We start from the raw sequence: 16,584 nt of genomic DNA on the forward strand, positions 1-16,584 counted from the left end.
AAAGCGACTTAAGTCGCTTTTTTTAATGTTTCAAATGATCTTCTTGATTGATTAAATGGCTATATTTCGGATTATTTGTACGCATTTCATGAAGGCGACCTCCATGATTATTAATCCATGTTCGTACCACTTGTTCAGTCATTTCATCACCTTGATAACGACCTGATTTAGCATAAGTTGTTTGAAAGTCTTCCCACAATAATTCAACCCACGCACGAGCTTGTGCGTAAGAAAGTTTGTCATTTTTGTCTAACAATTCTTTTGTTAATGTTTCGTGAATATCATTCATGTTCTATTCTCCTTTTACCTATTTATTCCCTTAATTTCTAAAGGATAGTTTCCTCTATTTTGCACATTCTATAAGTGATACTTCTTAAAGAGGTATCAACTGATGATGAGGAGGGCGTTCGCAATGGGTAAACAAGCCGAATTTTGGTCTGAGTCAAAAAACAACAGCAAAATCGATGGTCAGCCGAAAGCGAAATCACGCTTCGCTTCGAAACGACCTAACGGCACAATTAACACGCACCCACAAGAACGTATGCGTGCTGCAAATCAGCAGGAAGAATAGTTCAGGTACAACCTAAAAAATTAACTTCCTACACGAGGTGATAAAGATGAGCTACCGTGATCGCTTAGATAGTCGTTCTGAATTATTTAACCATACGTGGACTCGTCCGAAACATGCAAAAGCGCAAGTTAACGGACAGACGCAACAAACCCAGTCTCTCATTATACTGGCGAATGAATGTAAAAAACGCCAATTTTAGAATCTCCTATCTTCTGTAACGCCTACCAAAGATGAAAACCAGAGAGATATTCGCTCTCTGGTTTTCATTTTTCTTGCAATAAAGAAATCGGTATTCCAATCTCTTCATTATCATTTTGCTTATGTCCCCAAGCAAATACCCCGTTGAAATACGTAATTTCAAATAATATACCAGGTTCTTCTACTAATTCATATGTCTCACCAATATGGAATTTGTTTATATCAGTCATATAAGCACGAGCCATTGCCATCTTGCGCATTAATACATCGAACTCATTTACAATACCAAGCTGCTCTGCCTTTATTGCTTGCTCTTTCAAAACCCCAATTTCTTCCCTTAGCTCATGTGGTGTCATTTCACTGTAGCGCTTTGGCATATTCATCTTATTCCCCTCATCCCTCTTCACGTTTCATCTGCAAAAATATCTCTATTTCATCAATAGAGAACCCTTTGCGATATAACGCTTGTTTCATCTTATTTTCGAATGTCCATCCATCATACTTCTTATATTTCTCATAATATTTATTCCCATGATAGTGTAACGCTTCTTGTTGCTGTTCGTCATCTTTTTCGTCTTTCAATTCTTCCAAACAAATTTGAATCACATCTCTAGAATATCCTTTACGAACAAGCATTTCGTCTAACTTTAGCTTCATTTGTAAAAAGGAATGCTTTTGATAAGACCTTTTCTTCTTTTCTATAAGAAGTAAAGCATTCTCAATTTGCTTTTCCTTCGGATATTCTTGTAAACTATGTGTAATGATTAGATCCTGAACACCTTTATTTAATAACTCTCTTTTAATAACAGTCGGACCCTTTCGATTCACATTACTTTGCGTTCGCGTATATAAAACAGCGTACTCTTTATCATTAATATATCGATCATGTAATAATTTCGAAACGACTTCAGAGATGACGGCCTGTCCCACTTCTTTTTTTCGTAAATAGTCTTCTACTTCTTTTTTTGTTCTCATTTGATAGGATAGATAGGAAATTGCTTGTAAATATGCTTTTTGTACCTCTTCATTGTATAAAATATTCCCTAACGCTATTTCATCAATTTCTAATCCTTTTTGTAATCCATGTTTCATTAAGATTACTTGATCCACACTAAATCCGTATTCTTCACCTTGACCTTTATCAATATAAATATTAAATCGTTCTTTCGATCGTTTTTGCACTTCTATTTTTGTAATGACAGCCATACTCTCACCTCTCTATTATTTTAACATAGTCAAGGAACGTTTTTGCTTTTCAAGAATATATATAATGAGGAGGAAATAATTGTGAGAATCGCAATTTCCGGTGGTACCGGCTTTATCGGTAAATACCTTTCTACTTTTTTTATTCAAAAAGGATATAATGTTTACATTCTTACTCGAAACAAAACTACTGAAACTTCCCATCCTAACCTTCAGTATGTACAATGGACACCAGATTTACAAACCTTCCCCCTCTCTTCTATCGATGTAGTTATTAATCTAGCTGGAGAGTCTATTAATAGTAGATGGACAAAGAAACAAAAGGAATCCATTTTAAACAGTCGAATTCAAACAACAAAAGGACTCATTAAACAATTGCAAACACTTGGTACAAAGCCAAATACATTTATTAACGCAAGTGCTATTGGATACTATGGAACGTCTGAAACTGAGTCTTTTACAGAACAGCATGAGATTCCTGGAAATGACTTTTTAGCAAATACAGTATATTCATGGGAACAAGAAGCATCTAAAGCACGCTCTCTTGGAATGCGAACAATCTACGCAAGACTTGGAGTTGTATTAGGCGCAGACGGAGGAGCTCTTCCCAAAATGCTACTCCCCTATCAATTCTATATTGGAGGTACAATTGGATCTGGAAACCAATGGTTATCATGGATTCATATAGACGATGTCGTTCGCCTAATTGATTTCATCATACACAAAGAAGAAATTGATGGCCCTTTTAACATCACAGCTCCCCTACCTATAAGAATGAAGGAATTTGGAGAAACCATTGCAACTATAATGAAAAAACCTCATTGGTTACCTGTCCCTTCATTTATGCTTCACACTTTATTAGGTGAGATGAGTATACTTGTACTCGAAGGACAACATGTATTACCTAGTAAAGCAATTGAACATGGGTATCAATACACATTTCCGGCAATAGACCATGCATTACAAAATATACTTTCGCATACAATGTAGTACTTCTAAAATACAGTTTTACAGGGTCCCCTTTCAAAACTTTCATTTTCTAGAATCCGGAGCATTATTACACAAATAACCTTTCAGTTACTTTCCCTTAAATTCCATTAACATTGTAAAGTAACAGAAATGAGGTACCTATGAAAATATTGCTCAAACAAGCCATTGTCTATCCTATTACATCCCAAAAATTTCAAGGGGATGTACTCGTTATAGGAGAAAGAATTGCCGAGGTCAAGCCTTCCATTCAACCTACTCAAGATATGACAGTTATAGACGCTCGTGCTCTTCATCTTTTACCTGGATTTATTGATGTCCATACTCATCTTGGTCTCTATGATGAAGGTACTGGTTGGGCTGGCAATGATGCAAATGAAACATCTGAAGTTTCAACACCACATATCCGTTCTTTGGACGGAATCCACCCTTTTGATAGTGCATTTCAAGATGCTGTACAAAACGGAATCACAACTGTTCACGTTATGCCAGGAAGTCAAAACATTATCGGTGGTACGACTTGTGTAATAAAAACAGCTGGAACTTGTATTGATCATATGATTATTCAAGAACCTGCCGGCTTAAAGATTGCCTTTGGAGAAAATCCTAAAAAGGTCCATAGTAATGGAACAAAAGAATCCATAACACGTATGGGAATTATGGGATTACTTCGGGAATCATTCTATGAAGCACAGCACTACGGGCATGAAGCTGATTTTCGAATGCTTCCTATCTTAAAAGCATTACGCCGCGAAATACCCGTACGTATCCACGCTCACCGAGCAGATGATATTAGTTCTGCTCTACGCTTTGCAACAGAGTTCAATCTCGATTTACGTATTGAACATTGTACAGAAGGACACTTTATTGTTGAAGAACTTTCGAAACACAATTTGAAGGTTTCAGTTGGCCCCACTCTTACACGCCGTTCTAAAATCGAACTTAAAAACAAAACATGGGATACTTACCATATATTATCGAAAAATGGTGTGGAAGTTTCTATAACAACAGATCACCCTTATACACCAATTCAATATTTAAATATTTGTGCTGCTGTCGCAGTAAGAGAAGGATTAGACGAAAAAACTGCACTAGAAGGAATCACCATATTTCCAGCACGAAATTTACGTTTAGAGGATAGAATTGGAAGCATTGAGGTTGGAAAAGACGCTGATCTTGTGTTATGGACTCATCATCCTTTCCATTATTTAGCCAAGCCTGTACTAACCATGATTGATGGAAAAATAATTTACAAAGAAAATAAAAAAAACTAGTTTATTTTTTTGACTAGATAAAGTATTATACGATTATAAACTGAATGAAACCATAATCAATTTGTGTCGTGATTATCATTTTCAAATTGATGAATGGGGAAGGCAAATGGTGCGCCACCAGCGTTAGAAACTGGTTCTAGTGGGTTCGATTCCCACCCCGAAATTTTTTAAAGATTGATATAAAAATTTCGAGGGTGGGGTGTTTTTTCGTCATGCTACCCTCGTGTGAGGAGGAGTTAGTATGTTGAAAAAACGCGACTTACACGACAGCCACGTTCTATACGAGTTAATGGTGGACCCAGCTGTCTTCCCTTTTGTGCGTCAAAAGGCTTATTCTTATGAAGAGTATTTATTTTTAACGAAACAAACGATTGAAGCTGAAGAGCGTGGGGAATTAATTTCACGCACAATTTTAGATGAATGGGGTAACCCTATCGGAACAATTACTTTATTTGATGTGCAAGAAAAAGCCGGATTTCTCGGAACATGGCTTGGCAAACCCTATCATGGAAAAGGCTATAATAAATTGGCGAAAGATTCATTTTTTAGTGAACTTTTCTATGAATTAGATATTGAAACAATCTTTATGCGTATTCGTAAAATAAATATTCGTTCTATTAAAGCTGCCGAAAAACTACAATATGTAAATCTAGCAAACGAAACAAGAAAAGCCGTTTATGATGAAATTAACGCAAATGAAGAAGTATATAACTTATATGAAATCCCAAAAGATCAATATACACTTGCTACAATGCGAGATACAACGTTCCAAGATGCTCACCAATTAAAAGAAGCATAATCTAAATTTCCAGAAAAAATAATTAATCATTAACATTTTACCATATACGTATATCACCCTATGTCTTTGGAAACGATAGATAGTGACTTTAGGACACGAGGTGATTTGTAATGGATAAAAAGAAACGTGACAAAACAAAAAACACATTATCTAGTACACAAGAAGTTCTTTACCAACGAGAATTTCGCAAAGCAGATCGCGCAGCGGGTTATCGCTCGAAAAGTATTTAAAGTGAGAATGAATAATTAGAAGTTTTCCCCCCTGATTATTCATTCTCATTACATATTTTTTCTACGTGATAGAATAGACAAAAAGGTTCCTTATTTATAAGGAACCTTTTTTGTGTGGATAACGTTATCCACACAATTTATAGAATTGTGAATAAATTCAACAAATCCTTCACAAGTTTATATGTTGTAACGCATAGTAAATGTTCGAATTGTGGATAGTTTTCTAAAAATTGTGGACAATGTGGATATAGTTGTTAATATTTCGACTTTACTGTTTAATGAAAGCGTAATCTTCATGTGGATAAGTTACTACTTTATCTTATAAAACAATAAAGAACCCTCTTTAAACATATAAAAGAGGGTTTCATATTAAGTAAATAGTTGTGCAAGAGCAGGTGATTTAATAGGTATATGATTCGGTTCTACATGATTTTCTGTCAAAATTGTATCCACAATATGACCAGCTGGCTCCGGACGATAAATGCTTTTCATCGCTTCTTTCATTTGAAGAAGCTTCATATCATCTTGTAATAACGCCTCTGTCTTTGCAAAAACCTCACTATCATCACGAATGACAACTGCAGCTCCTTTTCTTTCAAAGTACATCGCATTTTCATTTTCTTGCCCTGGAACAGGCTTATATAAAATGACAGGTACTTGCAATGCTGCCGCTTCACTTAACGTAATACCGCCTGGCTTCGTAATCATACAAGAAGTAACACGGAATAATTCATCAATATTTTCAACATAACCAAATACTTTTAATGCATCAGGATTTTTTTCCTGTACTCCTAATAAATCCTGTTTTAACGCTTCATTCTTTCCACAAACGACAACTACTTGTAAATCAGGTAATGACATAAATGATTGGCATAGTTCTTTTACGCTTCCTAATACCCCATGAGCACCTGCTACAATTAGTAAAATCTTTTTATTCTTACATAACTGATATTTATTATATATAATGTCTGGATTGATCTTGAGCTCAAAACTACTACGAATCGGAATTCCAGTTTCAACAATTTGCTCCGAGGGCACACCAATATCAACCATAATTTTTTTCACGTGATCCGTTGCTACAAAATAACGATCTACTTCCCGATGAATCCATATTTTGTGCACACAAAAATCCGTTAATACGTTATAAACAGGAATTGAAATACCTGTTTGCTTTTTTAACTCTGGTACAGCTATGATGGGAAAAGTATTAATAACAATATCCGGTTTCTCTGCTTGTAAAAGTAATTTCAAACGTTTTCTTCCAAAGTTCGCATACCAAGATGCTATTTTTTTATCATAAATTTTTTCTACGCCATAATAAAACAAGCGGTATAATTCTTTTCCTATTGTATAACTTTTTAAATATAAATATTTTGTAATATCGGTTATAACTGGATGTGATTCTCCGAACAAATCGCATACAATTACATCTTTAATTCCTTTTTGGCGAAATGTTTGTTCTAATGTTTTCGCTACTTGCACATGACCATTACCGTAATGTGCAGTTAATATTAAAACCTTGGGGTTTTTTATCAAACAAATCCACTCCTAGCTTATTGTTTCTCCATATTGCATATACGACAATAGGAAAAACATTTTCCTTAAAAATTACATAAACAGATTCTAATACTTCTCTTTCAGCTATGTACCTGTCGTGGATATGCAAAGCATATAAGATTGACCCCTTAATCCTATCTGTGCTCATATCTTTACATTATACTTTCCTATAAGAGCTTTCGCAATAACTTACAAATGTTCTCTATTCCATAATACTCACTCTTTTACTTCTTAATTCTTTTTACTATTTTGATTTCCCTTTACAATTATGTAAATTTCTCCACTTATTCCTTACAAAAATATGGATATTCTATTTTTAGTATACTCTTTTCTATATACATACTCTAGGTTTTATTGTAAAGAAAGCAAAAAGCCTAATCCAATATTTGGATTAGACTGCTTGTAAAATATGTCTTGCTTGCTCTACATTTTTTTCAGTAGGTGGTTCTACATTCGCGAGTGGATACTTATGCCCAAGTGCCTCCCATTTATATACACCAAGCTTATGATATGGTAGCACTTCAACCTTCTGAACATTAGACAGGCTTTGAATAAAGCTAGATAATTTTTGTAGATCCTCTTCATTATCCGTAACACCAGGAACTAATACGTGTCTTACCCAAATTGGTTTATTTTTATCCGATAAATAACGAGCAAATTGTAAAATATGTTCATTTGGTTTCCCTGTTAATTTACGGTGTTTCTTTGAATCAATATGTTTCAAATCCAATAAAACTAAATCTGTGTAATCCATTAAAATATCTAGCTTATTTTGGAATTCTGGTTCTTCAGAATAACAACCACCCGAAGAATCAATTGTTGTATGAATTCCAACTTCCTTACATTTCTTAAATAATTCAATTAAGAAATCTAGCTGTAATAATGGTTCACCACCACTAACTGTTATACCGCCTCCAGAAGCTTCAATAAAAGGAAGGTAACATGTCACATCCTGCATTACTTCTTCAACTGTTATTTCTTTTCCTTTACCGATCTCCCACGTATCAGCATTATGACAGTATTGACAACGTAATAAACACCCTTGTGTAAATATGACATAACGAATTCCTGGGCCATCAACAGTACCACAAGACTCTACAGAATGAATTCTTCCTTTTATCATGTTACTTCCTCCTTTATTGAAGCAGCCCCCCTCTTCGATTTATAAAAAGCAGAGGGACACTTTTTCACTTACATACTTTCATGCATTGTACGATTAATTACATCGATTTGTTGTTCACGAGTTAATTTAATAAAGTTTACAGCGTAACCAGATACGCGAATTGTTAATTGTGGATATTTCTCAGGATGTTCCATCGCATCCATTAATGTTTCACGATTAAATACGTTAATATTTAAGTGATGGCCTTCTTTTACTGCATAACCATCAAGCATTGATACTAAGTTACGTACTTGTACATCATCCTCTTTACCAAGTGCTTTTGGAATAATAGAGAATGTATTAGAAATACCATCTTGTGCATCTTCATATGGTAATTTAGCTACAGATAATAATGAAGCTAATGCACCTTTTGTATCACGACCATGCATTGGGTTCGCACCTGGTGCAAATGGTTCTCCAGTACGGCGACCATCTGGAGTGTTACCAGTTTTCTTACCGTATACAACGTTAGATGTGATTGTTAAGATCGACATTGTATGAACAGAATTTCTGTATGTTTTATGTTTACGAAGTTTATTCATAAATGTTTTTACAAGATTTACAGCGATTTCATCTACACGGTCATCATTGTTACCGTATTTAGGGAAATCTCCTTCGATTTCAAAGTCAACTGCAATACCGTTTTCATCACGAATTGGTTTTACTTTTGCGTATTTAATTGCACTTAAAGAGTCTGCTACTACTGATAGACCCGCGATACCTGTTGCCATTGTACGAAGAACATTTGTATCATGAAGTGCCATTTCAATACGTTCGTAGCTATATTTATCATGCATGTAATGAATAACATTTAATGTGTTTAAATATAGACCTGCTAACCATTCCATTGTCATATCAAACTTACGCATAACTTCTTCATAATCTAATACTTCAGAAGTAATCGGTGCGTACTCAGGACCAACTTGTGCTTTAGATTTTTCATCTTTACCACCGTTAATCGCATATAGTAATGCTTTTGCTAAGTTTGCACGTGCGCCGAAGAACTGCATTTGTTTACCAATTCTCATTGCAGATACACAACAAGCAATTCCGTAGTCATCGCCGTATTCAGCACGCATAATGTCATCATTTTCATATTGAATTGCTGATGTTTTAATAGACATTTTCGCACAGTAGTTTTTAAAGTTCTGCGGTAATTGTTTAGACCAAAGAACTGTTAAGTTTGGTTCTGGAGCTGGTCCTAAATTATCTAATGTATGCAAGAAACGGAATGAGTTCTTTGTTACTAATGGACGACCATCTAATGCCATACCACCAATAGACTCAGTTACCCAAGTTGGGTCACCAGAGAATAATTCATTATAATCAGGTGTTCTTGCAAATTTCACAAGACGTAATTTCATAATGAAGTGATCCACAATTTCTTGTACTTCTTCTTCTGTTAAAGTACCATTTGCTAAATCTCTTTCAATATAAATATCTAAGAATGTAGAAGTACGTCCAAGACTCATTGCAGCTCCATTTTGCTCTTTAATCGCTGCAAGATATGCGAAGTATAACCATTGGAATGCTTCTTGTGTGTTTGTTGCTGGCTTAGAAATATCAAAGCCATGAGAAGCAGCCATTTGTTTTAACTCTTGAAGTGCACGCATTTGCTCAGATAACTCTTCGCGTAAACGCATTGTATCTTCGCTCATTACACCGCCAGTTAAATTCAAATCAACTTTTTTCGCTTCAATTAAATGATCAATACCATATAATGCTACGCGTCGGTAGTCACCGATAATACGTCCACGTCCGTATGCATCTGGAAGACCAGTAATTACACCTGATTTACGTGCATTTCTCATTTCTGGTGTATAAGCATCGAATACACCTTGGTTATGAGTTTTTCTCCAATCTCTAAAAATACGACTAAGCTCTTTATCCATTTCGTATCCATAAGATTCACAAGCTTGTTCCGCCATACGAATACCACCATATGGTTGTAAAGAACGTTTAAATGGTTTTTCAGTTTGGAAACCGACTACTTTTTCAATATCTTTATTTAAATATCCTGGTTCATGTGATGTAATAGAAGAAACAATTTTTGTATCCATATCAAGAACGCCACCATTTTCACGTTCTTTCGTTGTTAAATCCATTACTTGATCCCAAAGTTGTTTCGTTGCTTCAGTTGCTCCCGCTAAGAAAGATTCGTCCCCTTCGAAAACGTTTACATTATTTAAAATGAAATCGCGAACATCAATCTCTGCTTTCCATTTTTCACCTTTAAAGTTTTCCCATGCGTTTTTAACATTTTCTAATACTTGAGTCATCCTAATCTCCTCCATTTTTGATTAGTACAGGACTAAGATTTTTTATATAACAGCTTACACACTTAGAATACTACTTTTTTGCTAAAGTGAACGAAATAGTTGTGACATGTTTGTGAAATGTTGAGCAAACTACTATATGCATAGTGTTAACTTCACTTGAAAGTCTTTATAATTAACCCTTTCCTTAATTGTATTTTTTTGGTATCCTTATATACGAGTCCTATTTTGTAATATAAGAACAATACCCATTGTAGAGCTGTAATACTCTTATCTCCTAATCTGTTATAGTTTTTATAACAGAACAAAAAAGTGTACATATGTTGTACACTTTTTTTGTTACTACTCTAAAACATCTCTTTTTCTATTCCCATCATAGAATCCACCACGGCTACCTTCTAATACAATTAATTGCTCTAATCCTTCTATATGATCACCTATAATTCGCAAGACAGCTGGAGGATGACCTATTTTTGCAAAATGTTCACTGGGACGAATGCGGTTCATCTTATCGACCTCTACACGACTTACACACGCAATTTCGAATCCTGAAAGAATAGCTTTCACTTGCGCTACGCAAGGTGACAATAAAGACCTATACCCAATTGATTTCAAACACTTCTGGCTAAACGCATTAGGTACAGCGATAAGAGATCCTACTCCTAAATCTTTTCTATCACAAGCTAAATTTAATGCATATTTAAATGCAGTTACAAGATGAAGCGGTACTCTTAAATCTAAATAATGATTTAGATCATTTAATGCGACATCCATTCCATCTGCAATAGCTTTTGTAAATGGATATAGCTCACTAGCTGGAATAACAAAATCACCGTCTATAAATAATACAATTTCTCCTTTGGCGAAATAAGTCCCAAGCGAACGTCCCACATCGTTGCCAAGTGCTTCTTTATATACAATTGTTGTTGCTCCCTTGTCTTTTGCAATCGTTGCTGTTTGATCAGACGAACCATTTACAACAACGATAATTTCAAAAGGTTCAATTTTGCGAAGCTCTTCTATAACATTTCCAATTGTTTTCTCTTCATCTTGTACAGGAATAATGACCGATAATTGTTTTCCTTTATACAACTTAGATGTAACGCCCCATCCTTGATAAAAATCTTCGAAACTTAAAGTATGATAGACACACTCTCTTTTCCTATTTCCATCATAATACCCTCCGCGCTCATCAGTGCCTACTATTCGCTCCGCTACAGCTTCTATATGATCACCTATCATCCGTTTTTCAGATTGAGAAAGACCCGTGCCATACGCAGCATGCTCGGCCGGCCGAAATTTATTTGGCGTAATAACGTCAATTGCACAATGACGACTAATTCTCCATTTGCTTTGTACTAGGCGTAAATGAGCGACAATAGGATTAACGAAACATTCATATCCAATGCTTTGAACAACCTCTTTCGTCAACGCATGCGGTACAGCTAATAAAGAATCAATCTTTAATTCTTCGCGCTCTAATATTGCATTTAATATTTGGCGCCATACGGTAATAGAATGCGGTTTTTGTTTCTTTAAAAATAATGCGTCCAAATTATTTAAAACGATGTCGGCCTGATCATGTAAAATCGGATTCAGGAATAATTGTAATTTTGAAGTTTGAATAGCAAAATCTCCATCTATAAATAGTAATACATCACCTATCGCGTGTTTTGCGCCAATCGCGCGGCCAACATCGTTCCCTAGTAGCTCTGTATGCTTGATTACTTTACACCCTAAACGATCAGCAACCTCTTCTGTACCATCGTTACAACCGTTTGCTACTACAATAATCTCTATTGGATTTAATCCTTTTGCCGATTGGATAACATCTGAAATCGTTTCAGCTTCATTACATACAGGTATAATGACCGATAGTGACTTAGCCATTATTTTCTTCACGGAACCACTTAATAGTTTCTTTCAATCCTTCTTCCCACGTTACCTTTGCTTGAAACTGAACAAGTTCTCTTAATTTCGCAACATCTGGTCTTCTATTTGGAATTTCTTCAAAGCCATGTGGATATACCTCTTCAAAAGGAACTTGAATAATCTTTGAAGAGGATTTCGTTAGATTTTTAATTACTTCTGCTACTTCTTTTATACTCTTTTCATTCTCAGAACCTATGTTAATAATTTCACCATTTACCTTTTCATCCATTGCTCTAATCGTTGCCTCTACCGCATCACTTACATACGTAAAGCAACGTGTCTGCTCTCCATCTCCATATACGAGAATGTCTTCCCCTTGCAAAGCCGCACTAATAAATCGTGGGATTACCCCTGCATACGGACCATCTTTCGCTCTTGGACCATAAATATTAAAATAACGAACAATCGTTACCGGTAAACCTTCTAATGCGTATCCTAAACATAATGTTTCTTCTAATGTTTTACACACTGCATAACTCCAGCGTATTTTAGAAGTTGCCCCGTATAATCGATCTCCCTCTTCAGAGAAGGGTGGCTTTGCCTTACCATATACTTCTGAAGTAGAAGCAAAGACCACTTTCTTCTTTTCTTTTAGCGCTGCTTGTAAAATATTTCTCGTTCCATCAAAATTTGTTTCAATAAGCTCTATACTCTTTTCCATTGTCGTTTTCACGCCTAAAATTGCTGCTAAATGAAACACTACATCATGTTGGTTTACTAATTCATAAATAGAATTTTTATCTAAAACACTTATTGGAATAACTCGAATTTCTTTCATTAGCTCATCATGATATTTATTTTTCCCTTTATAGAAGTTATCAACGATCGTAACTCCATAGCCTCTTTTCACCAGCTCTTCAGCTAAATGTGAACCAATAAATCCTGCTCCACCTGTAATTAAACATTTCTTACTCATACACTCACCTTCTTTATAATTCCACGTGTATCTATTACTCGCTTCATTCCTTTAAAAAGCTTCCAATCGATATTAGAGTGATCAGTTAAAATTAAAATACAACCCGCTTGTTTAACCACTTGTTCATCCAAAGAAACAGATTGGTACACCTTATCTTCAAACTTTGCAGAAGAAATATATGGATCGTGATATTCGATTTCATATCCTTCTTTTATTAACAATTCAATAACTGGTAAAGCCGGTGATTCTCTCAAATCATTTACATCTTTCTTATACGCAATTCCTACAATTAAAACTGATGCAGGTGATTGCACCATGCCTTTTACTTTCCGGACTATTTTCTCTGGCATTTCCTCATTAATCACATGTGCAGCCTCAATTAATTTACTAATTTCCCCATTCCTTTTTATTCTCCATTGGAAATATAAAGGATCTACTGGAATACAATGTCCTCCTATTCCTGGTCCTGGCCAATATGGGGTAAATCCAAACGGTTTTGTAGATGCGGCTTCAAGCGCCTCATAAAAATCAATTCCTAAACTTTCACATAGTGTGTTTAACTCATTTACTAATGAAATATTGACTAGGCGCTGAATATTTTCAAACAACTTACACATTTCCGCTACTTTCGGAGAACTAACTGGAACAACGACATCAAATGTAGTGCTATATAACTCCTGTACTTTTTGTTTACACTTTTCTGTTTGTCCACTAATAACTTTTGGAATCGTTTGAACGGAATAGTGACTATTAGCCGGATCAATTCTCTCAGGGGAATATCCGATATAAAAATCTTCTCCTACCTTTTGACCTGCTTGAGAAATAATCGGAATAATAACTTCCTCGAGTGTACCTGGATATGTGGAGCTTTCAAAAATGAAGGTTTGTCCTTTTTGAAGGTTTTGTTGTATATAATGTGAGGCTGAAATGAGGGCACTTAAGTCTGGTTCTCTTTGTTCATTAATTGGAGTCGGGACAGTGACAATAACATAATCACTATTTTGAAAATCAGCAATGCCTTGATCCGGTTTGTTCACTATTAATTTTTTTTTCATCAATAAACTTTGTAACTCTTTAGAAGAAACATCCGGAATATAACTTTCTCCTTTTATAATTGATTCTATTTTTCTAATATCTTTATCTAACCCAAGTACTGTATGCCCTCTCTCTGCAAAATGGACTGCTAAAGGAAGGCCAACATACCCTAAGCCAATAATAGCTACTTTACTACTATTCATTTGTATTCTCTTCTTCCCTTCTCAAGTGTTGAATGATATCTCTATCTCTATCTCCATCCGTAAAGCCACCGCGTTCATCTGTACATTGTAATAAATACGCAATCGCCTCAATTTGATCCCCGAAAATACGATCAAATGCTGAAATACGCCCATTTACAAATTCATGTTGCTCTGGACGTACTCGATTTGTTTTTATAACATCTACTAACTCTACTGCTGTAATAGAGAATCCTTCTAAAATAGCTTTCACCTGAGCTACTGGAGGAATCATAAGAGAATCATAACCAATTTTCTCTATTACTTTTTTATGCATAGCGTGTGGTACTGCTGTTAATGAGTTATTCCATAAATCTGGTCGCTTCGCTATCAAATTCACAAAATATTTTCCCATGCTAATTGGATCTGCTGGATGAAACATATCTAATAAACACTGTAAATCATTTAATGCCACATCACTTCCATCTTCAATAGCACGCAAAAATAGAATTAAATTTGTTGCTGGAATAACAAAATCACTATCAACAAATAAACAAATATCTGCCGTAGCATACATGGCCCCTATCGCCCGTGCTACATTATGCCCAAGCACTTCCTCCAACTCAACAACAATAACATTCTCTAGCTTTACTTGTTTAATGGTCTTTACGGCAGCTCCATTCACAACAACTATAATTTCATCTACACCTACTTTTTTCACTTCTTGTATAACAGACCTTATAGTTGTTTTCTCTTCTGATACTGGGATAATGGCACTATATTTCGCTTTTTTCTTTTGTAATAAAACTGGTTTATACTTTCCTACAAACTCCCTATCTTTATTGCCCTCTGAAAAACCACCGCGATTACCGTATGTTTCGATTACGTATTGTAAAGCTCGCAAATGATCACCCATAATACGACTAGTCGCTTTCGGATAAGGAGAGCCAGGTGATGTGCCCGTATGGACAGGACGAACTTTATTTGTGTAAATGACATCAACTGAAGCCATATCAGAAATATCTACTCCTCTAGACATCGCCATCGCTTGAAATAGTGCTGGATCCGCTAAATTCCACCACCCTAGTTCTTCAATCACTTCACGACTTATCGCATGTGGTATCGCAATTAAAGATCCTACAACAAATTCTTTTTTGTTCAAATAACGGTTTAACATATATTTTCCAACCGTCGTATAATGCGGTCTCATCTTCAAATAAACTGACCATGTTAAATTATTTAAAACAATCTCATGTCCTTGCTGTATTCCTTTAATAAAATTGTATAATTCTTCACTTTTCATGACGATATCGCCATCTAAAAATAAAACAATTTCACCTTTTGCTTCTCTAGCACCAATTGCCCTTCCCACATCATTACCAAGAGAATATCTATAATAAATCACACGGCAATTATGCTGTAACGCTATTTCTTTCGTACCATCTGTCGATCCATTATCTACTATGATAATTTCATATGGTTCCAACTTCCTTACTTCTACTAAAACTTTTGATAAAGTACTTGCTTCATTATGCACTGGAATCACAACTGACACTCTCATACTTGTATCACGCTTACCCTTCCAAGCGAACATAAGCAATAATCGGAATACGTACAACTACATCTTCTGGTGGTCCATAAGAAGGAGAAGTACGAACAATTACTGCCCCATCCGTCACAGATAAAAGAACGCCTGCAATGATTTCTACAGCTGTCACAACTTGCACTAGTTCACCAACATGGTTACGTAATTCATCAGTAAATAACATATATAACTCTCCTTTCTTACACTTCTTTAATTGATATAATACTTGTAAATGGTAATAAAACTTCTGTTCCTATTCCTTCTTGCAATGTTAAGAAATCATCACCAACTGCTACAATCACACCCGTTAACTGTCCAACTGTCACAGTAATTTCTACGTTTTTACCCAAATATTGCTCTGCAATTTCTTTAAAAGGTGATGTATTACATTCTTTTAAAATGTTACAAATAATAGATTGGAATCTACTTGATTCAATAACTTCTTCCGTAGCTTGCTTAGAGTTTCTTTGAATAAATCTCGCGAAGTTTTGTGAAAATAAAAGTCTCTCCACAGCAGGCAATAACTTATTATCTAAAAAATAATCTAATTGTCTATTAAACAATCTCGATAGCTTTTTCCAATACTTACCGAACAAACACATACACTTCTCCTCCTATTATTTTTAAAGTATAAAAACACATCCATACATCTTAATGTATACAAAGCAGGCTTTTTTTGT

The 16,584-nt window shown here is 35.2% G+C and carries 18 protein-coding genes; 6 read left to right on the plus strand and 12 right to left on the minus strand.

Translation table 11 applies throughout. The features are described 5' to 3' along the window. Positions 1-22 precede the first annotated feature (22 nt). The gene (locus ACLBWW_RS26430) at positions 23-289 is read right to left on the minus strand and encodes a YfhJ family protein (RefSeq protein WP_000997857.1); all 267 of its coding nucleotides are present in this window, start codon (positions 287-289) and stop codon (positions 23-25) included. Positions 290-412: 123 nt separating this feature from the next. On the opposite strand from ACLBWW_RS26430, the gene ACLBWW_RS26435 reads away from it, so the two are divergent. Next, a complete protein-coding gene (locus tag ACLBWW_RS26435; RefSeq protein ID WP_000517891.1) occupies positions 413-571 on the plus strand; it encodes a small, acid-soluble spore protein K in 159 nt (52 codons plus the stop codon). Between the two features lie 46 nt (positions 572-617). Then, positions 618-770 carry a YpzG family protein gene (locus ACLBWW_RS26440; RefSeq protein WP_000122093.1) on the plus strand — a complete coding sequence of 51 codons (153 nt, stop codon included), beginning with the start codon at positions 618-620 and terminating at the stop codon, positions 768-770. Between the two features lie 64 nt (positions 771-834). Here the strand turns inward: ACLBWW_RS26440 and ACLBWW_RS26445 are convergent, their stop codons facing one another. Both ACLBWW_RS26445 and recX read right to left on the minus strand, forming a co-directional pair. Then, positions 835-1,152: a YfhH family protein gene (locus ACLBWW_RS26445; RefSeq protein ID WP_001057030.1), complete on the minus strand. Its 318-nt coding sequence runs from the start codon at positions 1,150-1,152 to the stop codon at positions 835-837. A gap of 10 nt (positions 1,153-1,162) precedes the next feature. Then, a complete protein-coding gene (gene recX, locus ACLBWW_RS26450) occupies positions 1,163-1,975 on the minus strand; it encodes a recombination regulator RecX (protein WP_000268506.1) in 813 nt (270 codons plus the stop codon). Positions 1,976-2,056: 81 nt separating this feature from the next. On the opposite strand from recX, the gene ACLBWW_RS26455 reads away from it, so the two are divergent. The 4 genes from ACLBWW_RS26455 (at position 2,057) to ACLBWW_RS26470 (ending at position 5,262) form a co-directional block, all read left to right on the plus strand. After that, entirely contained in the window at positions 2,057-2,962 is a 906-nt protein-coding gene (locus ACLBWW_RS26455) for a TIGR01777 family oxidoreductase (RefSeq protein WP_060486947.1), read from the plus strand. Between the two features lie 140 nt (positions 2,963-3,102). Then, entirely contained in the window at positions 3,103-4,233 is a 1,131-nt protein-coding gene (locus ACLBWW_RS26460; RefSeq protein ID WP_048542105.1) for an amidohydrolase, read from the plus strand. A gap of 241 nt (positions 4,234-4,474) precedes the next feature. Further along, positions 4,475-5,032 (plus strand): GNAT family N-acetyltransferase, encoded by a 558-nt coding sequence (locus ACLBWW_RS26465; RefSeq protein ID WP_000914737.1) that lies wholly within the window; start codon positions 4,475-4,477, stop codon positions 5,030-5,032. Between the two features lie 110 nt (positions 5,033-5,142). Further along, positions 5,143-5,262, plus strand: a complete 120-nt coding sequence (locus ACLBWW_RS26470; RefSeq protein WP_000358487.1) for a YfhE family protein — start codon at positions 5,143-5,145, stop codon at positions 5,260-5,262. 369 nt (positions 5,263-5,631) lie between these two features. Here the strand turns inward: ACLBWW_RS26470 and ACLBWW_RS26475 are convergent, their stop codons facing one another. The 9 genes from ACLBWW_RS26475 to ACLBWW_RS26515 form a co-directional block, all read right to left on the minus strand. Further along, positions 5,632-6,798, minus strand: coding sequence for a diglucosyl diacylglycerol synthase (locus ACLBWW_RS26475; protein ID WP_000594705.1), 1,167 nt, complete (start codon positions 6,796-6,798; stop codon positions 5,632-5,634). A 412-nt stretch (positions 6,799-7,210) separates the two neighbouring features. After that, positions 7,211-7,942: a pyruvate formate-lyase-activating protein gene (pflA, locus tag ACLBWW_RS26480; RefSeq protein WP_000589742.1), complete on the minus strand. Its 732-nt coding sequence runs from the start codon at positions 7,940-7,942 to the stop codon at positions 7,211-7,213. Positions 7,943-8,010: 68 nt separating this feature from the next. Then, on the minus strand, positions 8,011-10,260 hold the full coding sequence (pflB, locus tag ACLBWW_RS26485; RefSeq protein WP_048542107.1) for a formate C-acetyltransferase: 2,250 nt from the start codon (positions 10,258-10,260) through the stop codon (positions 8,011-8,013). Between the two features lie 339 nt (positions 10,261-10,599). Next, positions 10,600-12,147, minus strand: a complete 1,548-nt coding sequence (locus ACLBWW_RS26490) for a glycosyltransferase family 2 protein (RefSeq protein WP_048542155.1) — start codon at positions 12,145-12,147, stop codon at positions 10,600-10,602. After that, the gene (locus ACLBWW_RS26495; RefSeq protein ID WP_048542109.1) at positions 12,140-13,105 is read right to left on the minus strand and encodes an NAD-dependent epimerase/dehydratase family protein; all 966 of its coding nucleotides are present in this window, start codon (positions 13,103-13,105) and stop codon (positions 12,140-12,142) included. Before ACLBWW_RS26495 ends, ACLBWW_RS26490 begins: the two co-directional genes overlap by 8 nt. After that, a complete protein-coding gene (locus ACLBWW_RS26500; RefSeq protein ID WP_048542110.1) occupies positions 13,102-14,343 on the minus strand; it encodes a nucleotide sugar dehydrogenase in 1,242 nt (413 codons plus the stop codon). The genes ACLBWW_RS26495 and ACLBWW_RS26500 overlap by 4 nt, the downstream gene beginning before the upstream one ends. Then, positions 14,336-15,880 carry a glycosyltransferase family 2 protein gene (locus ACLBWW_RS26505; RefSeq protein ID WP_447614325.1) on the minus strand — a complete coding sequence of 515 codons (1,545 nt, stop codon included), beginning with the start codon at positions 15,878-15,880 and terminating at the stop codon, positions 14,336-14,338. The genes ACLBWW_RS26500 and ACLBWW_RS26505 overlap by 8 nt, the downstream gene beginning before the upstream one ends. Before the next feature lie 13 nt (positions 15,881-15,893). After that, positions 15,894-16,088, minus strand: a complete 195-nt coding sequence (locus ACLBWW_RS26510; protein ID WP_000899469.1) for a hypothetical protein — start codon at positions 16,086-16,088, stop codon at positions 15,894-15,896. Between the two features lie 16 nt (positions 16,089-16,104). After that, entirely contained in the window at positions 16,105-16,506 is a 402-nt protein-coding gene (locus tag ACLBWW_RS26515) for a hypothetical protein (RefSeq protein WP_000335522.1), read from the minus strand. Positions 16,507-16,584 lie beyond the last annotated feature (78 nt).

The organism is Bacillus sp. M5A3_1b (genome assembly GCF_053345335.1).